This is a genomic window from Butyrivibrio sp. XPD2006, assembly GCF_000420865.1.
Lineage (GTDB): Bacteria > Bacillota > Clostridia > Lachnospirales > Lachnospiraceae > Butyrivibrio.
Genome location: NZ_ATVT01000004.1, coordinates 60,043 through 78,816, shown reverse-complemented (window position 1 = coordinate 78,816; position 18,774 = coordinate 60,043). Strand labels below are relative to the sequence as shown.

16 protein-coding genes and 1 other RNA gene are annotated in these 18,774 nt (G+C 44.5%); 14 read left to right on the top strand and 3 right to left on the bottom strand.

Features of this window, described 5'->3' with window-relative positions; genetic code table 11:
* Positions 1-50: 50 nt before the first annotated feature.
* From G590_RS0106060 to G590_RS0106040, 5 genes are all read left to right on the top strand, one after another.
* On the top strand, positions 51-473 hold the full coding sequence (locus G590_RS0106060) for a GNAT family N-acetyltransferase (RefSeq protein ID WP_051142122.1): 423 nt from the start codon (positions 51-53) through the stop codon (positions 471-473).
* Between the two features lie 16 nt (positions 474-489).
* Entirely contained in the window at positions 490-1,284 is a 795-nt protein-coding gene (locus G590_RS0106055; protein WP_022764782.1) for a YesL family protein, read from the top strand.
* An 11-nt stretch (positions 1,285-1,295) separates the two neighbouring features.
* The gene (locus tag G590_RS0106050) at positions 1,296-2,738 is read left to right on the top strand and encodes a GGDEF domain-containing protein (RefSeq protein ID WP_022764781.1); all 1,443 of its coding nucleotides are present in this window, start codon (positions 1,296-1,298) and stop codon (positions 2,736-2,738) included.
* Between the two features lie 207 nt (positions 2,739-2,945).
* Entirely contained in the window at positions 2,946-4,055 is a 1,110-nt protein-coding gene (locus tag G590_RS0106045) for an ABC transporter ATP-binding protein (protein ID WP_022764780.1), read from the top strand.
* A 111-nt stretch (positions 4,056-4,166) separates the two neighbouring features.
* Positions 4,167-5,255, top strand: coding sequence for a PucR family transcriptional regulator (locus G590_RS0106040; protein ID WP_022764779.1), 1,089 nt, complete (start codon positions 4,167-4,169; stop codon positions 5,253-5,255).
* Positions 5,256-5,368: 113 nt separating this feature from the next.
* Here the strand turns inward: G590_RS0106040 and ffs are convergent.
* Together ffs and G590_RS0106035 are read right to left on the bottom strand one after the other, a co-directional pair.
* Positions 5,369-5,468: signal recognition particle sRNA small type (gene ffs / locus G590_RS21980), an RNA gene on the bottom strand.
* Between the two features lie 72 nt (positions 5,469-5,540).
* Positions 5,541-5,942 (bottom strand): RrF2 family transcriptional regulator, encoded by a 402-nt coding sequence (locus G590_RS0106035; protein ID WP_022764778.1) that lies wholly within the window; start codon positions 5,940-5,942, stop codon positions 5,541-5,543.
* 94 nt (positions 5,943-6,036) lie between these two features.
* On the opposite strand from G590_RS0106035, the gene tadA reads away from it, so the two are divergent.
* From tadA to G590_RS0106000, 7 genes are all read left to right on the top strand, one after another.
* Entirely contained in the window at positions 6,037-6,558 is a 522-nt protein-coding gene (gene tadA, locus G590_RS0106030) for a tRNA adenosine(34) deaminase TadA (protein WP_022764777.1), read from the top strand.
* Positions 6,551-8,098 carry an extracellular solute-binding protein gene (locus G590_RS0106025; RefSeq protein ID WP_026493968.1) on the top strand — a complete coding sequence of 516 codons (1,548 nt, stop codon included), beginning with the start codon at positions 6,551-6,553 and terminating at the stop codon, positions 8,096-8,098. Before tadA ends, G590_RS0106025 begins: the two co-directional genes overlap by 8 nt.
* A 95-nt stretch (positions 8,099-8,193) precedes the next feature.
* Positions 8,194-10,485 carry a hydratase gene (locus G590_RS0106020; protein ID WP_022764775.1) on the top strand — a complete coding sequence of 764 codons (2,292 nt, stop codon included), beginning with the start codon at positions 8,194-8,196 and terminating at the stop codon, positions 10,483-10,485.
* 37 nt (positions 10,486-10,522) lie between these two features.
* On the top strand, positions 10,523-12,034 hold the full coding sequence (locus G590_RS20475) for a glycoside hydrolase family 9 protein (RefSeq protein ID WP_022764774.1): 1,512 nt from the start codon (positions 10,523-10,525) through the stop codon (positions 12,032-12,034).
* Between the two features lie 27 nt (positions 12,035-12,061).
* The gene (locus G590_RS0106010; RefSeq protein ID WP_022764773.1) at positions 12,062-12,856 is read left to right on the top strand and encodes an alpha/beta fold hydrolase; all 795 of its coding nucleotides are present in this window, start codon (positions 12,062-12,064) and stop codon (positions 12,854-12,856) included.
* 13 nt (positions 12,857-12,869) lie between these two features.
* Complete coding sequence (locus tag G590_RS0106005) at positions 12,870-14,501, top strand: Mur ligase family protein (protein ID WP_022764772.1); 1,632 nt, start codon at positions 12,870-12,872, stop codon at positions 14,499-14,501.
* A 33-nt stretch (positions 14,502-14,534) separates the two neighbouring features.
* Positions 14,535-15,731 carry a D-alanine--D-alanine ligase family protein gene (locus tag G590_RS0106000; protein ID WP_022764771.1) on the top strand — a complete coding sequence of 399 codons (1,197 nt, stop codon included), beginning with the start codon at positions 14,535-14,537 and terminating at the stop codon, positions 15,729-15,731.
* Positions 15,732-15,785: 54 nt separating this feature from the next.
* On the opposite strand, the gene G590_RS0105995 is transcribed toward G590_RS0106000, so the two are convergent.
* Complete coding sequence (locus tag G590_RS0105995) at positions 15,786-16,523, bottom strand: lysophospholipid acyltransferase family protein (protein ID WP_022764770.1); 738 nt, start codon at positions 16,521-16,523, stop codon at positions 15,786-15,788.
* Between the two features lie 118 nt (positions 16,524-16,641).
* Here G590_RS0105995 and G590_RS0105990 point away from each other — a divergent pair, with 118 nt between their 5' ends.
* Positions 16,642-17,964 carry a dihydroorotase gene (locus G590_RS0105990; protein WP_022764769.1) on the top strand — a complete coding sequence of 441 codons (1,323 nt, stop codon included), beginning with the start codon at positions 16,642-16,644 and terminating at the stop codon, positions 17,962-17,964.
* 9 nt (positions 17,965-17,973) lie between these two features.
* A complete protein-coding gene (locus G590_RS0105985; RefSeq protein ID WP_022764768.1) occupies positions 17,974-18,765 on the top strand; it encodes a dihydroorotate dehydrogenase electron transfer subunit in 792 nt (263 codons plus the stop codon).
* Positions 18,766-18,774: the final 9 nt, after the last annotated feature.

Here is an 18,774-nt window from a genome sequence, read left to right as displayed (position 1 = left end):
CATCAAAAATAATGGTAAGGTGTGCTTACCATTCTGATTGGGATGGGGCGATGAAGCTTGCATGGGATACCTTTGTAAGATTTGACGCCCCTGACTATTCTCAAGAGGGAATAGAGAATTTCTATAAATTTGTTAATGATGATATGCTGAGAAAAATGTTTGTGGCAGGACATTATCAGCTGTTTATTGCCACGGACAAAGACAGATGTGTAGGTATGCTTTCTTTGCGTGAAAAGAAGCATATCTCTCTTTTGTTTGTGGACGAAAAATATCACAAACACGGAGTAGCCAGTGCCCTTCTTGCATTTGTGCGCAGATATGCGGTTTTGGAAGAGGGTATCGACAGGCTGACTGTTAATTCCTCCCCATATGCGGTGGATTTCTATCACAAAAAGGGATTTCGGGATTTGCAGGGCGAGACTGAGGCTGATGGCATCAGGTTTACGCCAATGGAACTGGTATTAAAGAATTAAGAAAAGGATTTTTGTAATGGGTAAATTTTTTGATTTGGACAGCCCTCTTATCAGAGGATTAAATAAGTTTGCGGATGTGATGTGGCTCAATATTCTTGTTTTGATATTCTGCATTCCGCTGATAGTACAGCAGTATCTCATGCTGGGAGCGATTGCTTTTGATGAACAGGCAGCAGCTTCCCAGGGCGTTGTGATCAGTTATGTATTCTGGGCATGGCTTGTTGGCATTGTGGCTTCTATTCCAGTCGGACCGGCACTTACGGCTATGCATTTTGTGCTGCTCAAGATAGTAAGGGAAGAAGAAAGCTATATTACAAAGACATTCTTTAAATCCTTTAAAGAGAACTTTGTTCAGAGTATGATCCTTCAGATCATTCAGTTTGCTGCAGGCGGAATTATAGTAATTGATTTCCTGCTGATGAGAGGACAGAATCAGATTCTGAAATATGTGACCGTAGCTGTAGCTATCGTATTGTTTTTTGCAGCGCTTTACATTTACCCGCTTCAGTCCAAGTTTGAGAATAAGATTACAGGAACCATCAAGAATTCTTTCCTTGTTTCGATCATGGCACTTCCAAGAACTTTTGCCATGGCGATAGTTACACTGATGCCTGTTCTTTTCCTTTATTTCTTTGAGCTTAAGGTTGTTCCGTTCCTTATCCTTGTCGGAATCGCCGGACCGGGTTATATGTGTGCGGCCCTTTACAACGATACCTTCAAGAAATTTGAACCAAAGGAAGAGGTCTTAACAGAAGAACAGGAACTTGAAAATGCAATAAAGAAGATAGATGACGAAGAAAGCACTGATTAAGAGAGGTGGGTATGAAGAGATCTCATCTGAGATGGCTTATTCCGATTGCTGTATATCTTATAGCAGTAGTCATCATACTGGGCGTGTATAAAGATACCATTTACAGACGCGCAGCTTCAGCCAAACTTACAGCGATGGCTCTGGCCATCGGTGAAGAGGTTCGAGATAAGGACATTGTGATGAGCGATGCCATTTCTGCCATGACCATGTCCGGTAGAGCCATGTCTCTTTATGCCATGAATTACAATGATAATCAGATCAAGATTCTTCTCAAGGATATTGTGGATGAAACCGAGATAATCTATGCCCTTGTCTGTGATGCAGACGGTAAGGGCTATGATTATTTGGGAAAAGAGATCTCGATAGGAAACAAGGAATACTTCTCTGCAATAACTTCGGCGTATTCCAAAGGCGGAACCGGAATGGTTCTTCCCGACAGCAGCGAAAATGCAAGAAACACCGAGTGCCTTATAGTGTCGGGAGTAAAATTTGAAAACAGGGACAGTGGCTATCTGGTTGCCACTCTTCCAATCAATACATTAACCGATCAGCTGTTTAGAGAACATTTTATTCTGGATAAATGTGCTGTAGTCACTCTAAACGGAGATATTCTCGCGGATGGCAAGGATGACAAACCCGAAGCCTTTAGCGAGGAAGCATCTTTTTGGGAGCAGATTCCTCCCGGTATTTCAAAAGATACAATTAAACTCAGCATTTCCCAAAAGAATGTCTATATGGGGACCGTTCCGGACTACGGTTATGTCATTGTGTCGCCGTTTAGTTCCGCAAGCGGAGGAGTGGTCGCTTTTGTTGACGAAAATGCCATGCGTGCCATGACGGATGAAACGATGGATGATTACAGTGCGGAGGCATTTAAGCTGATTATTGCTTCAGCAGGTCTTATAGCGCTGGTAATGCTCTCATATTATCTGAGCGATTTTATTGAGAAGAAAGCAAGGAAAAAGAGATATGAAGCCCTGGAGCTTGATGAACTGTCCGGACTTTTGACCAAAGAATCTGCAGTGGCGGAAATAGGAAAGTATGCAGAGTCAGAAGGGAATAAGAGGGGAATCCTGTTTGTGCTGCAATTGCCGGATATTCAGAATGCACGTAAGAGCAGAGGCGATGCTTTTGCTGATGAGAAGATAAAAGAGTTTTCCAGAACACTTTATGGACGATTTAGAGCTACTGACATCGTATCCAGATATGATGATGACAAGTTTATGATTTTCCTTAAGGACATCTTTGAACAGAAGGATATCAGAAAGCAAACCGATGAGATGCAGCTGTTCCTTCACGATTCAAGATTCTTTGATGATGACAAAGAAGTAACACCGAATGCCGGAGCGGCTCTCTATCCCGATAACGGTAGAAATGTGCCTGACGTCATTGCTGCGGCGGAAAAGGCGCTGGAAAGGTCCAAGACAATAGGCAGAGGCATATTATCATTCTGAAAATAAAGCAATATACAAATTGCACAGTGTTATTTTGTTTTCTTCGTCAACATTTCTGCCGAAGCTTTTATTCACAGGATTTCTTGGCAGATTGGCTAATGAAAAATAAAATATTTGTGAAATTGGTGAATAGTCAATAAACAGAGGGGAATATATACTTTCTTACATAGGCAAAAAGCTTTATACAAAATAGGAGGATTAATCGGTATGGCAAGTTTATCACTTGAGCATGTAACTAAAGTTTATCCTAACGGTTTCGAAGCTGTAAAAGACTTCAACCTTAACATTGAGGATAAAGAATTCATTATTTTCGTAGGACCTTCAGGATGTGGAAAGTCAACTACACTTCGTATGATCGCAGGACTTGAGGATATCTCTTCAGGTACACTTAAGATCGGTGACAGAGTAGTTAATGACGTAGAGCCTAAGGACAGAGATATCGCGATGGTATTCCAGAACTACGCTCTGTATCCACACATGACTGTTTATGATAACATGGCATTTGGACTTAAGCTTCGTAAGGTTCCTAAGGCAGACATCGACAAGATGGTTAGAGATGCTGCTAAGATCCTTGACCTTGAGAAGCTCCTTGATCGTAAGCCTAAGGCTCTTTCAGGTGGACAGAGACAGCGTGTTGCTATGGGACGTGCTATCGTTCGTAACCCTAAGGTATTCCTTATGGACGAGCCTCTTTCAAACCTTGATGCTAAGCTCCGTGTTCAGATGAGAACAGAGATTGCTAAGCTTCACCAGAGACTTGGCACAACAATCATCTACGTTACACACGATCAGACAGAGGCTATGACTCTTGGTACCAGAATCGTTGTTATGAAAGATGGTGTTGTTCAGCAGGTTGATACACCTCAGAACCTCTATGACAAGCCAGGTAACCTCTTCGTTGCCGGATTCATGGGATCACCTCAGATGAACTTCCTTGATGCAGAAGTAGAAGTAAATGGCGACAAGGCTTGCCTCAAGATCGCCGGACAGTCAATCGAGCTTCCTCCTGCAAAGGCTAAGAAGGTTATCGATGGTGGCTACGCTGGAAAGACCGTTACATTCGGTATCCGTCCTGAGGATGTTGATGATTCAGAGATGGTTGTTAGCACATCTAAGGCTGTATTCGAGTCAACAATCAACGTATACGAGCTTCTTGGTGCAGAAGTTTATCTGTACTTCGATCTCGCTGAGTTCCCTATCACAGCCAGAGTTGATTCTCGTACAACAGCTAGACCTGGCGACAAGGTTAAGTTTGCATTTGATGTTGAGAAGATCCATATCTTTGATAAGGAAACAGAGCTCACAATCACAAACTAATTCAGAAACTTATGAGAGCTGCGCGATTTTGCGCAGCTCTTTTTGTGCAATAAAGAAATGCGTGTTATACTCAGAATATAGAGGGTTTTCACTGTTGAAAGGGGCTATAATATGATTTCTTCTCAGATTATTAAAAGCAGTATTGAAGAACTGGGCACAATTACTAAGGTTGACCTGTGCGTCATGGATCTAAACGGATCTGAAGTGGCTTCGACCAGCGACAAAGATTTTCTGGACGTATCAATAGTAACCAGTTTTGCCAATTCACCTGTTGATTCACAGGTTATTGGAGATGTTCATCTGTTTAAGATTCTGGATGAGACAGAACCTGCATATGTGCTCCTGGCAAAAGGAGATTCGGAACACGCCTATATGGTTGGCAAGATTGGCGTCAGCCAGTTGCAGAGCCTTATCGTGGCGTATAAAGAGAAATTTGACAGGAACAACTTTTTCCAGAACCTTCTTCTGGACAACATGCTCCTTATCGACGTATATAACAGAGCAAGAAAGCTTAAGATTGAGGTAAATGCCCCGAGAGTTATCATTCTTGTGGAAACAGGATCAGCCAGAGACAATACAGCTCAGGAATTGCTTGGCGGTATGTTCGGAACTCACTCGGGAGATTTTGTTACAGCTGTTGATGAAACGAGTGTAATCCTCATTAAGACTCTCCAGAAAAATCAGAATTATGAAGATGTTCAGAGGATAGCGACAACTATTGTAGATATGATGAACACTGAGGCTATGCTCAATGTTCGTGTTTCATACGGAGCTATTGTCGATGAACTCAAGGACCTCAGTAAATCTTTCAAAGAAGCCAAGATGGCACTTGAAGTAGGCAGGATATTCTATGCTGAAAAGAGAGTTAATGCCTACAATACATTGGGAATCGGAAGACTCATTTACCAGCTTCCTGAGAGCCTTTGCAAGCTGTTCATCGATGAGATTTTTGGTGGAAGAGAGGTTCCGGAGGAGATTGATGAGGAGACCCTTAACACCGTCAATATGTTCTTTGAGAATAATCTGAATGTGTCAGAGACTTCAAGACAACTCTTTGTGCACAGAAATACTCTTGTTTATAGGATTGAGAAACTGGAAAAGAGCTGTGGACTTGATGTAAGGAAATTTGATGATGCGCTGACCTTCAAGATTGCAATGATGGTTGTCAGCTATATGAGATACTTAGAAAGTAAGAAATAATAAGGAAGTTCGCCCTACCTTCCGGAGGGGGAACACGTTCACACTAGCCTCGACAAGACCTCGGCAAGTGTTCTCAGCGGCTCTGTAAAGGATGCATGTACGTTTGCTCCCGGCCTAAACAGGCGACCTTACAACACATGGAAGGTTCTACTTAGTGCTGCTTCGTTCCCGACCTGACACGGTTCGCAGATTTCCATTGCATAAGACCCGCTTAAGCACGGAAGGACTGCTACATACACCCTTTACAAAACCGCTATACTAATATACTTATTTTTGCGACTTATGTCAAATTAAATCCTGAAGCGTAAAGCTGTCTACATATTCATTGATCACTTTATCAAGGCCTCTCCAGAATGAAACGGTAGAGCAACTCTCTGACATTGGGCAGGTTGTGCCCTTGATATCTGCTGTACATCCTACAGGAGCAAGCTGACCTTCCATGGTCCGCAGAATGTCACCAATAACATATTCGCTTGGCGCCTTGGCCAGTCTGTGACCTCCGCTCACTCCGCGCATACTTTCGACATATCCGGCCTTACCCAGAACCGAAACGATCTGTTCGGTATATTTGACTGCAATATTCTGGCGAGCAGCAATGTCTTTTAATGCTATGTATTCTCCATCATTGTGGAGTGCAAGATCAGTCATGACTTTTAAGGCGTATCTGCCTTTTGTGGATATCTTCATTGTGTACCTCGGTTAAAAAACATATAATAAGTATAAAGTCGTAAAAACATAATAGCAAAAACGGATGGGAATTTCTACCATTTTAGTATGATTTATGAATAGAGTTAAATTATCAGAAGAAGAAAAACAGGATATTAAATATATGAGAGCTGCCCTTGCTCAGGCTAAAAAGGCATATGCCCTGGGTGAAGTGCCCATTGGCTGTGTTATTGTCTATGAGGGCAAGATAATCGGAAGAGGCTATAACAGAAGGAATACAGACAAAACTCCTTTGGCACATGCGGAGATCACGGCAATCAAAAAGGCCGGCAAATTCATGAAGGATTGGAGACTTGAAGGATGCAAGCTCTACGTTACACTTGAGCCCTGCCAGATGTGTTCGGGAGCTATAGTTCAAGCCAGAATCCCGGAAGTTATTATGGCTGCCGAGAACCCCAAGGCAGGATGTGCTGGATCTGTGATGGATATACTGAATAATCCTGAATTTAACCATCAGGTAAAAGTAAAAAAGGGCGTTTTACAGGAAGAGTGCAGTGCACTTCTGAAGGAATTTTTCGTGGAACTGAGAGCTAGGAATAAGGCTGAAAAAGAGCGGAAAGGCGATTCCGGTGAATAAGAGAATTGCATCGATTCTACTTGTCTTTATAATGCTGTTATCAGTTGTGGCATGTGGCCAGGATGAAAAGGGCGGATATTTTCACAGCCAGGCAATGGAAGAAATTGACTTTACAGAGCCGCCGATCACCATCACCTACATGACCATAGGAGACAAGCCTACAAACGGAAGAACGGAAGAGGCTATTGAGAGGCTCAATAAGATCCTGGTCAAAAGACTCAATGCCAAGCTGGATATTTTTTATGTGGGCTGGAATGACTATCTGAAAAACTATGACAGGACTCTTGCTTCTGAAGACATACATGTTGATCTTGTCGGAACGGGAACGGACTGGCTTGATGCCTGGCCCAATATCATTAATGGCAATTTTATGCCTCTTTCTGAGGAAATGCTGAGGAAATACTGCGGCATTACATACACCAATGTTACCAAGGCCCAGTGGGAAGAGGGCAGTTATGAAGGACAGATATATCTTATCCCGGAGAATGAATACACTCAGTGGACAAATCATGGCTTTGTTTACAGAAAAGACCTTGCTAAGGAAGCAGGACTTTCAGAAGTAGCCTCCTGGGAGGACCTGGATGTTTATTTTAAAAATGTGATATATCATCATCCGGATATGATCCCGTGGGATACTGACGGAAGTAATGGGATTGCAACACTCGGATATCTCATGTCTGCAAAGAGATACGTTCCTATCTATGAGCTGACAACCTATGGCATCTGGGGTGAGGATCTGGACAACAAGGGCAAGATAATATCACCGTATTACAGCGGCGATGAGCTTATAGAATACGCCAAGCTGATGAAGCAGTGGAATGAACTTGGCGTCTGGAGAGCCGATCTGTCCCAGATGGGAAATAATGAGGATGAGTTCTATCGCGGAGAATCTTCGGTAGTACAGCATCATACGCAAAACTATTACACAATAATTGAACCCACAATGAATATTTCAATACCGGAAGTTCAGCTTGGATTTTACTGGTTTGGCAGAGAGAGCGGAACTCTTATGAGAGTAAGCAATTTCCATGGAGCAATGGCTGTATCGGCGAGATCGGAGCATCCTGAGAGAGCTCTCATGGTCTATGACATGATAAGGAATGATAAGGAATGCTACAGACTTCTCAAAAACGGCATTGAGGGAATACAGTACGAGATCACCAAGGAAGGTATGCTTGAAAAACCAAGCGGATATAATGAAAGCGCAGACGGTATTGTGACTGATTTCTGGTGGGGCAGAAGGGATGAGTTTGAGATTCCGGACTCATCATATTCATGGGATAAATACTACAGTCTGGTGGACAGCTACGAGCATGTTGCTATTGACTACCCCTGGGACGGAGTCCCCTTTTCTACGCCGCAGATAAATGCGGAGCTTGGACCGATCGAAGAGATCTTTGACAAGTATATACCTCAGCTGGCCACAGGACAGTATTCAGGAACCGCTGAAAAGAAAGTTGCCGAGTTCAGAGAGGAACTCATGAAGGCCGGATTCGAGAGAATAACGGGTAAAATCCAGAGAATTTATAATTCTCAATAAAAAACATCCTACCAAGTCCGTGGGATTAATGATAGAATAATGCCCATGGATAATTGTATACATGTATAGCGGATAAAAGTTTAGGAGGAATTGCGATGGTAACCACATTGGATAAGGGGTGCTATCTTGTAAACGGAAGCACCATTATTCCTGATGACAACGAAGCTAAGGCAGCACTGACGTCTATGGGCGTCACAGACGAGGAGATCGGCAGCGCCAAAGAAAAAACAATTGCTTACGGAATCTTAAAAGAGCACAACACATCTGACAACATGGACAAGCTCTGCATCAAGTTCGATAAGCTTGCATCACATGATATCACTTATGTTGGAATTATTCAGACTGCCAGAGCATCAGGTCTTGAGAAATTCCCAATTCCCTATGTGCTTACCAACTGCCACAACTCACTCTGTGCAGTAGGCGGCACAATAAATGAGGATGACCATGTCTTTGGTCTTACTGCAGCTCAGAAATACGGCGGAGTATATGTACCACCTCATCAGGCAGTCATTCATCAGTATGCCAGAGAGATGATGGCAACCGGCGGCGGAATGATCCTTGGTTCAGACTCGCACACCAGATACGGTGCTCTTGGTACCATGGCTATCGGTGAGGGCGGACCGGAGCTTGTTAAGCAGCTTCTTTGCCAGACCTACGATGTCGATATGCCCGGAGTTGTAGCAATCTATCTTGAGGGCGCACCCAAGAAAGGCGTCGGACCTCAGGACGTTGCGCTTGCTATTATCGGCAAGGTATTCGGTGACGGATATGTTAAGAATAAAGTTATGGAGTTTGTAGGCCCCGGTGTCAAGAACCTCAGTGCTGATTTCCGTATCGGTGTTGATGTTATGACCACAGAGACCACATGTCTTACATCAATCTGGGAGACAGATGATGAGATAAAAGAGTTCTATGATATCCACGGCAGAAGCGGAGATTACAAGGAACTTAAGCCCGGCAAGGTTGCTTATTATGACGGACTTGTCAAGGTTGATCTGGATTCACTCAATCCTATGATCGCTATGCCTTTCCACCCGAGCAATGTCTATGAGATATCAGAAGTAAATGCAAACGCAGCAGATATCCTTGCTGACGTTGAGAAGCGTGCCAAGGTCAGCTTCGGTGATAAGATTGAGTATTCTCTTATGAACAAGATAAGAGACGGCAAGCTTATGGTCGATCAGGGAATCATAGCAGGATGTGCAGGCGGCGGATTTGAAAATATCTGTGCTGCAGCAGATATCCTTAGGGGACACTTTATCGGTAACGATAAGTTCACTTTGAGCGTTTATCCTGCTTCTACACCTATCTATATGGAGATTGTCAAGAACGGAGCTGCTGCTACAATTCTTGAGACAGGAGCAATACTCAAGACAGCATTCTGCGGACCTTGCTTTGGTGCAGGAGATACACCTGCCAATAATGCATTCAGTATCAGACACTCAACCAGAAACTTCCCTAACAGAGAAGGTTCCAAGGTACAGAACGGACAGGTGGCTTCAGTTGCGCTTATGGACGCACGTTCAATTGCTGCAACAGCTGCTAACCAGGGTGTTCTTACACCTGCAACAGAGTTTGATGCAGACCTCAAGAAGTACAAATATCACTTTGACAGTGAGATCTATAAGAACAGAGTATTTGATTCAAAGGGCAAGGCTGATCCTTCAGTAGAGCTTGTTCTCGGTCCGAACATCAAAGATTGGCCCAAGATGAGTGCGCTTCCTGAGAATCTTGTGCTCAGGGTGGTTTCAGAGATCCATGATCCTGTAACAACAACAGATGAGCTTATTCCATCAGGAGAAACCTCATCATACAGATCCAATCCTCTTGGCCTTGCTGAGTTTACACTCTCAAGAAAGGATCCTAATTATGTGGGTCTTGCAAAAGAGATCAGAGCAGCTCAGGATGCTCTTACAGAGGGCAGTGATCCTATAAGTGCATGGGGCGAGCTTGAAGGTGTAATGGCAACTATCAGCAAGGAATTCAGCGATGTGAACAATTCAAATCTTGGATTTGGATCAACAATCTTTGCTGTTAAGCCCGGAGACGGTTCTGCCAGAGAGCAGGCAGCATCCTGCCAGAAGGTACTTGGAGGCTGGGCTAATATTGCCAATGAATACGCTACAAAGCGTTACAGATCCAATCTTATCAACTGGGGAATGCTTCCGTTCCTCATTAAAGAGGGAGAGCTTCCGTTCAAGAATAAAGATTACATCTTCCTTCCCGGAATCAGAACAGCAGTGGCTGAGAAGAGTGATGATATCAAGGCATATGCTGTCAAGGACGGCAAGATGGAAGAGTTTTCACTTAAGCTCGGAAATCTTACTGATGACGAAAGGCAGATAATCCTCGACGGTTGTCTTATAAACTACAACCGCGTAAAATAATAGTATGTTTAAAAAGATACTAAGTTTAGGGTTAATAATGACAATAACAGGAAGCGTCGCAGGCTGCGGCGCTTCTTCTGCTGAAATGACAACGGATGTTTCTGTGAACGAGGGCACAGCTGAGACTACTCTTAGTTATGAAGTGCCCGAACAGATACCCGGGATCATGGTCGATCAGGTCGGATACAGTGTCGGTTCGGAAAAGGCAGTAGTATTCAAGGGGGAAGATCTTCCTAAGACTTTTGGTGTTTATGACCTGGAGAGCGGTAAAAAGGTCTTTTCCGGAGAAATACTTAAGGGTGTATATAATGAAGAGCTTGATGAGTATGACAGCATGGGCTATTTCACCGATTTTGACGAAGCGGGAAGCTATTTTATAAGTACAGATGTGGTGGGAGAGTCGTACTCTTTTACCATACAGGAAAACGCCTTTAAGGATGCCTTTGACGAAGCTTGCAAGAAATACTACATCAACAGATGCGGAATTGCGCTTTCCGAGAACTATGCGGGAGATAATGCTCACAGCGCTTGTCACACGCAACCGGCGCATCTTCAGGAGGACCCAGCTACAGAGATAGATGTTACAGGCGGATGGCACATGGATGAATCGGCCGGCAGGGATACAACCCTTGGAAGTAATATTGCAGAGAATCTGCTCCTGGCTTATGAGATGAATCCGTCAGCCTTTACCGACGAAGTGGGAATTCCGGAGAGCGGAAATGGCATTCCTGATATTCTGGATGAAGTTAAGTACGAGGCACAATGGCTTTTAAAGATGCAGGATCCAAGGACCGGCGGAGAATACGGAGCAGCTCTTACTGATCCGGTAAGGGGCGGAGAAGCGATCAACGCTCCTGTTATTGTGTCGCCGGTATCAATGGAAGCCACAATCTCTTTTGCCTCAATGATGGCGAGGTTCAGCTATATATATCAGCAGTTTGACGCGGAGTTTGCAACGCAGTGCCTCAAGGCGGCTGACAGGGCATACAGCTGTTTTTTGAACAACCAGAAGGCTTCGGACAATACGGCTGCATTTAAGGCGGCAGTTCAGCTGTACAGAGCGACAGGGGCAGCGTCTTACAATGAAGTCATCAACTCATATTTTCGGAGAGACGATTTTATCGATTTGTTTGACTCCGATGAGAACATATTTATTGGAGGGGTGACATATCTTTCCATAAATCAGTCTGTGGATGTGGATATCTGTAAGGCCCTAATGAAGGCATTGATGAAAAAGTCAGAGGCAATAGCTTCCGCAGCATCCAAATCAACATATCTTGTGACGGATCTTGGAAGAGAAGATAATTTTGATAAGATGCTCAGGGACATGAGATGTCTTACGATCACAGATCACATTATTTACAACTACGAATACACCACGATTATTGAGAATCACGCACACTTTCTCATGGGCAGAAACCCCGATGCCGTCAATTATGTGACAACGGATACCGACAGGACATACCAGACTGCCAAAAAAGCGGGAATTGCAGTGGATCCCGGAAGTGATGCGCTGTTCATTTTTATGCTGAGCGTACTGGAAAAGTAGCGCCTGTGGTGTTAATATGGATGGGTCATGAATACAACAATTAATGGATTAAATATCAATTACATAGATGAGGGAACAGGTCCGCTTTTGGTGATGCTTCACGGCTGGGGATCCAACATAGATCTTTTTGCCGGAGTCATAAACTTTGCCAAAAAGAAGTACCACGTGGTAGCCATGGATATGCCCGGATTTGGAAAGAGTGATGAACCGGCAGAGCCAATGGATGTAGATGCCTATGTGGACTTTGTTCTGGAGTTTATCAGGACGCTTTATCCGGAGGAGAAAGAGATCATCTTCCTTGGACACTCTATGGGAGGAAGGATCATCATCAAGCTCTCTTCAGGGCTTAAGGACGGAAGACTTACCGCCGGATTTACAATTCCCAAGATCATCCTGACAGATGCTGCGGGAGTTAAGCCTGTAAGGACGGAGGGGCAGAATAAGAGAACCAGAAGATACAAGTTCTACAAGAATCTTCTGATCAAAACCGGAATTGCCAAGGCATTCCCCGGAACCATCGATGCTCTTCAGAAGAAATTCGGAAGTGCGGATTACGCAGCAGCATCTCCCGTTATGAGACAGAGTCTTGTGAAGGTGGTCAACGAAGATCTGGTTCCTTATATGTCGTCCGTTACAATGCCTGCTCTTCTTATCTGGGGAGATCAGGATACTGCAACTCCGTTATCGGACGGGCAGAAGATGGAGAAAGAGATGCCGGAGGCAGGGCTCGCTGTTATTGAAGGGGCCGGTCACTATTCGTTCCTTGATAATCCGTATCTTTTTTACAAGATTCTTGGAAGCTTCCTCGGAATAGAAATGTAAGGAGTAATACTCAATGATATTATTGTTTTTGCCGCTCATATGTTTGGCAATATTAGGACTCAGATACTATACGCACATGCTGCAGCTCTCCAGTTATCAGTTTCAAGGATATTTCAGGTTCCTCAGGACAAACTGGGTGAAGCCTCTTTTTCATCTGCTCTTTATGATCAGTGTTTTTATGGCATTTGCGCCGGTTCCGGTGATAAAGGGCATTCAGCTGGTGGCAGCTATAGCTATCTTCCCGATTCTCATAGGGCTTATCATTGCCCATATTCCCAGGAAGGCCAAGAAAAAGTTTGTAGTAACCGACAGGGTAAAGAGATTATTTATAACCTATGCTGTACTTGCGCTTATTATGGTGCTGGTTCCTTACATCGTTGTGAGGATTCTGAGCGGAGATGAGGCGTATTCCGAAATCAATTCGATGCTGTTTGCGCTCTTTGGCATGGTGATTTATTGCGGACTTCTTCCTTTTGTTACAGCTCTTGCAAATCTTATCAACAAGCCCATCGAGAACAGGATCAACAAGTGGTTCATAGATGACGCCAAGAGGATTCTCAGGGAGCATGAGGGACTTCGCATTATAGGTATCACCGGAAGCTACGGTAAGACAAGCGTCAAGTACTACCTGACCACTCTTTTGTCAGAGGGATTCAGAGTCCTGATGACTCCTGAGAGCTACAACACTCCAATGGGCATTGTGAGAACCATCAGAGAGCACATGCAGCCCACTCACGAAATATTTGTCTGCGAGATGGGAGCAAGGCATCTTCATGATATAAAAGAGATAACGGACATCGTTCATCCGGATGACGGTATTGTCACATCTATTGGACCTCAGCACCTTGAGACATTCCATTCCATGGAGAATATCATAAGCACCAAGTACGAACTTCTTGATGCGGTTGATGAAAAAGAGAAGGCTGAAGGCGGCAAACAGAAGGGCAAACACCTTAAGTTTGTCAATTACGACAACGAAGTTATAAGAGAGAATATGAAGTACCCGGATGCCGTTACTTATGGTATGTCTGAGGGTTCTGACTATAGAGCAACAGATGTTAAGGTCACAGGAGCGGGAACAGCATTTACGGTTACAGCTCCCGGCGGTGAGAGTGCAGAGTTTACAACCAAGCTTGTTGGAGAGCACAATGTTCAGAACATTCTCGGTGCAATTGCCTGTGCTAACTCGCTCGGAATCCCGATGACCAAGCTCAAGATGGCAGTAAGGCGTCTTCAGTCTGTGCCTCACAGACTTGAGCTGACAAGACACGGCAACGTATCTATCCTTGATGATGCTTACAACGCCAATCCAAACGGCGCAAAGGTTGCACTTAATACACTCTCTCTATTTGAGAACTGCGTTAAGATACTGGTAACACCGGGTATGGTTGAGCTTGGAGACAAGGCTAAAGAGTACAATACAGCATTTGGCGCTCAGGCAGCAGCTGTCTGCGATTACATCATTCTGGTCGGAAATGTTAACAGCGCAGATATCAAGAAGGGCGCTGTGGATGCGGGATTTGATCCCGAGAAGATTTTTGTAAAGAACACCTTTAATGAAGCCAGCGCTTTAATGTATGAACTTGACGCGGGCAGAGAAAAGGTTATACTACTTGAGAATGATCTTCCGGATAACTATAAGTAAATTTTTAGTATACAAGATGAAAGAAGGAACAAAATGAAGCTGAAGGTAGCAGTATTATTTGGCGGAAAAAGTACAGAGCATGAGATCTCAATTATCTCAGCAATCCAGGCAATCGGATATATCAACAAGGAGAAGTACGATGTCATCCCTGTTTATATGACCAAGAACAATGACTTCTATGTTGGTGATTCCATCGGAAATATCGAGGAGTACACTCACATTAAGGATCTTATCGCAAAGAGCACTCAGGTCATCTGGGTTAAGGACGGTGACAAGGTTTCTCTTGTAAGATACCCTATGAAGAAGTTTGGCAACAACGTTATCACTACTGTAGACGTTGCGTTTCCAATAGTTCACGGAACCAATGTTGAGGACGGAACCCTTCAGGGCTACCTTGCTACAATGGGACTTCCTGTTGTTGGCTGTGACGTTCTCTCTTCAGCAGTTGGAATGAACAAATATGTTATGAAGACAGTTCTTAAGGACAGCGGAATTCCTGTTCTTGACTGCAAGTGCTACACATGGAAAGACTACGAGGATGTTGATGCTCTTGTTTCAAAGATTGAGTCAGCATTCACTTATCCCGTTATCATCAAGCCTTTGAACCTTGGATCAAGTATCGGTATCAAGGTTGCTAAGGACAGGGACGAGCTTTTGGAGGCACTGGACCTTGGCTTTGAGTTCTCCAAGAAGATACTTGTAGAGCGAGCTATTTCAAATCTCAAAGAGATCAACTGCTCAGTTCTTGGTGACTACGAGTCAGCAGAAGCTTCCGAGTGTGAGGAGCCTGTAAACTCAGATGAGATCCTTTCTTTTGAAGATAAATATATCAGCGGCTCTAAGGGCGGTGCCAAGACAGGCGGATCTAAGGGAATGGCTTCTCTTAAGAGAAAGATTCCCGCAGACATCTCTTCAGAGATGAGAGATAAGATCAGAAAGATGGCTGTTGACGCATTCATTGCTCTTGGATGCAGCGGCGTATCCAGAATCGACTTTATGATCGATATGGACACCAATGAAGTTTATCTCAATGAGATCAACACAATTCCGGGATCTCTTGCTTTCTATCTCTGGGAGCCTCTCGGAATGAAGTATGAGCATCTTCTGGACAACATGATCCAGCTGGCTCTTAAGGCAGACAGAGAGAATCACAAGGTTGTATATTCCTTTGAGACCAACGTTCTTGAGGGCGTTAAGCTCGGCGGAGGCGCCAAGGGAAGCAAGATGTAAAAAAAATAACCGCTTTGTATCACCTTTCGGGAGATGCAAAGCGGTTTTCTATGCTCAGATTTCGAGATTTTCGTTCTTTATATATGTCTGCTCGATTATGTTCTTAACGTACTGGTCGATGTTCTTCTGGTCTTCTTTATCAAGCTCTTTTATCCTGATGGGCTCACAGTACTCAATAACAACAGTGGTCTTTTTGATCCAGGGCATATGGTTTTCGAAGCAGTCTCTGGTATGATTTACAACTACCGGAACGATGGGACAATCAGCCTTTTGAGCAATCTTGAAGCTTCCCTTATGGAACTCACCAAGGGGCTGATCAGTTTTGTTTCTGGTGCCTTCCGGGTAAATGAAGATTGAAATGCCGTTTTTAACCTTGTCAATTGCTGTCAGTACCATTTCAAGACCCTTGCGGATGTCGGATCTGTCAAGGAAAAGACAGTCAAGATATACCATCCAGAAGCTGATAACCGGAAGCTTCATGGATTCCTGCTTGGCTATGTAGCCTGTGCGTCCGGGGACTCTTGGGTAAGTGACTACGATATCAAAGATACTGCGGTGGTTGCTGACATAGAGCACAGCTTCGTCCTTGGGAACATTATCTTCGCCGATGACGATGCGTTTGATTCCGCCGATAAACAGTATCACGTTGAAAGCCCAGCTTACGATGGCAAGAGATGCCTTTCTCGCCTTTTCATCATTGAACTTGTGCATTATGAAGAGCACAAGCTGCATGGGCAGGCTGACTATCAGGAAGATAATGAGAAATATAAATATAATTATTGTACGAATCATTTATCTGTGCCTCTCTTTAAGAAATATCGTATTTATTTTCTCATGAGTGGCTCAAAAATGGAATAGATTTCTTGTTTTATGTTAAAGTATATAGGAGCGTACCACGAAGGAGGCATGCATGTTACTTATAAAGAACGGAAGAATCATGGATCCTGCCACAGAGACTGAGGGTGTCTATGACATGCTCATTGACGGAGACAGGATTGTAAAGATCGGAATGAGCGGAAGCCTGGATGAGATGGCCAGAGAGAGCCTTTTCATGAGAGAGGCAGGCGGAGAGGCTCATGAAGAGGGTATTACGGAAATAGATGCCGGAGGGTGCATTGTTGCACCGGGTCTGGTGGACGGACATGTTCATTTCAGAGATCCGGGATTTACTTATAAAGAGGATATAGACACAGGTGCGGCAGCTGCGGCCAGAGGCGGATTTACCAGTGTCATCATGATGGGTAACACCGATCCTCACATGGACAATGTTGACACTGTTAAGGATGTACTTGAAAGAGGCAGCAAGACCGGGATCAACGTGTACACCTGCGGAAATGTCACCATGAATATGGAGGGAAAAGAACTTACGCCTATGGATAAGCTTGTAGAGGCGGGAGCAGTTCTTTTCACCGATGACGGTAAACCCATTACTGATGCAAAAGTAATGGAGAGGGCTTGCGAAGAGGCAGTTAAGCTCGACAGAGTGATAAGCCTTCACGAAGAGGATCCTTCATTTATAACAGACAACGGTATCAATGCCGGCGAGGTCGCAGAAGAGCTAGGACTTAAGGGCTCACCAAGAGATGCTGAGATCTCAATGGTCAAAAGAGATATAGAAATAGCCAAAAAGACCGGAGCTACGATCGTGGTCCAGCACATCAGTGCTGCTGAATCGGTGGAACTTATAAGGCAGGCAAGAAGAGAGTGGGTCAAGGTATTCGCCGAGGCAACTCCCCATCACTTTACTCTTACTCAGGATGCAGTCAGGACTCATGGGACACTTGCCAAGATGAATCCGCCGCTTCGCTTTGAGAGCGACAGACTTGCAATAATTCAAGGCCTCAAGGACGGAACAATAGATATGATCGCAACGGATCATGCTCCGCACTCCAAAGAGGAGAAGGCAAAGAGCTTTAGAGAGGCTCCAAGCGGAATTACAGGACTTGAGACCTCGCTTGCGCTTGGCATAAGGGAGCTTGTAAGACCCGGACACCTTAGCATGATGGAGCTTTTATCTGTTATGAGTGCCAAGCCGGCTGCGCTGTACGGACTGGATGCCGGTACCGTAAGAGAGGGATCCTATGCGGACATTGTGATCTTTAATCCCGATGAAGAGTGGGTATTTGACAAAAGTGTTTCCAAGGCGTCAAATACACCGTTCCTGGGAGAGAAGCTTCCCGGGAAGATATTCTTCACAATATGCCGGGGCAAAATAGTATATAAAGCTGATTGAGGTGGAGATATGGCAAAAAAGATGAAAACAGAGGCGAAGGTCCTCACCCAGAAGCTCTTAGCTGACGGGATATATGATATGTGGCTTGAGACGGAGCTGGCAGAAGATGCTAATCCGGGACAGTTTGTCGGGGTGTACCCGGCAGGGAAGGCGACGCTGCTTCCACGCCCGATAAGTATCTGCGAAGTGGACAGAGATAAACGTGCGATAAGGTTGGTTTACAGAGTTGTAGGACAGGGAACTGCCGAGTTTACACTCTATCAACCCGGAGATTATATCAGTATCCTTGGCGTTCTCGGAAATGGCTTTCCGCTTGAGAAGTCAGAAGGCAAAAGAGTTCTTCTCATGGGAGGAGGAATCGGTGTTCCTCCGCTTCTTCAGACTGCAAAAGAGCTTAAGGCTCTCGGAAAGGCTGCATCGGTAGTCAGTGTCCTCGGATACAGAGATTCACAGACTTTCCTTCGTGAGGATTTCGAGAAGGCAGCTGAACTTGTTATCGCAACAGAGGACGGAAGTCTTGGAACAAAGGGAAATGTAATCGATGCTATCAGGGCTAACAGTCTTGAGGCGGATGTTATTTATGCCTGTGGACCGATGCCGATGCTTAAGGCAATCAAAACCTATGCTGCAGAAAACGGCATGAAGGCATATCTGTCACTGGAAGAGAGAATGGCATGTGGTGTCGGAGCCTGCCTCGGATGCATATGCAAGACAAAAGAGATCGATGCTCACTCACAGGTTAAGAATGCCAGGATATGTACTGACGGACCTGTTTTTGATGCAGATGACCTAGATATGTAATAAAGACTG

What these genes read in the sequence shown, in the direction of transcription:
- G590_RS0106040 (WP_022764779.1), top strand. Translation starts at nt 4,167, where the DNA reads ATGATTTCTTCTCAGATTATTAAAAGCAGTATTGAAGAACTGGGCACA.
- G590_RS0106010 (WP_022764773.1), top strand. Translation starts at nt 12,062, where the DNA reads ATGAATACAACAATTAATGGATTAAATATCAATTACATAGATGAGGGA.
- G590_RS0106035 (WP_022764778.1), bottom strand. Translation starts at nt 5,942, where the DNA reads ATGAAGATATCCACAAAAGGCAGATACGCCTTAAAAGTCATGACTGAT.
- G590_RS0106050 (WP_022764781.1), top strand. Translation starts at nt 1,296, where the DNA reads ATGAAGAGATCTCATCTGAGATGGCTTATTCCGATTGCTGTATATCTT.
- G590_RS20475 (WP_022764774.1), top strand. Translation starts at nt 10,523, where the DNA reads ATGACAATAACAGGAAGCGTCGCAGGCTGCGGCGCTTCTTCTGCTGAA.
- G590_RS0105990 (WP_022764769.1), top strand. Translation starts at nt 16,642, where the DNA reads ATGTTACTTATAAAGAACGGAAGAATCATGGATCCTGCCACAGAGACT.
- G590_RS0105985 (WP_022764768.1), top strand. Translation starts at nt 17,974, where the DNA reads ATGGCAAAAAAGATGAAAACAGAGGCGAAGGTCCTCACCCAGAAGCTC.
- G590_RS0106020 (WP_022764775.1), top strand. Translation starts at nt 8,194, where the DNA reads ATGGTAACCACATTGGATAAGGGGTGCTATCTTGTAAACGGAAGCACC.
- G590_RS0105995 (WP_022764770.1), bottom strand. Translation starts at nt 16,523, where the DNA reads ATGATTCGTACAATAATTATATTTATATTTCTCATTATCTTCCTGATA.
- G590_RS0106000 (WP_022764771.1), top strand. Translation starts at nt 14,535, where the DNA reads ATGAAGCTGAAGGTAGCAGTATTATTTGGCGGAAAAAGTACAGAGCAT.
- G590_RS0106060 (WP_051142122.1), top strand. Translation starts at nt 51, where the DNA reads ATGAAGCTTGCATGGGATACCTTTGTAAGATTTGACGCCCCTGACTAT.
- G590_RS0106045 (WP_022764780.1), top strand. Translation starts at nt 2,946, where the DNA reads ATGGCAAGTTTATCACTTGAGCATGTAACTAAAGTTTATCCTAACGGT.
- G590_RS0106055 (WP_022764782.1), top strand. Translation starts at nt 490, where the DNA reads ATGGGTAAATTTTTTGATTTGGACAGCCCTCTTATCAGAGGATTAAAT.
- G590_RS0106005 (WP_022764772.1), top strand. Translation starts at nt 12,870, where the DNA reads ATGATATTATTGTTTTTGCCGCTCATATGTTTGGCAATATTAGGACTC.
- tadA (WP_022764777.1), top strand. Translation starts at nt 6,037, where the DNA reads ATGAATAGAGTTAAATTATCAGAAGAAGAAAAACAGGATATTAAATAT.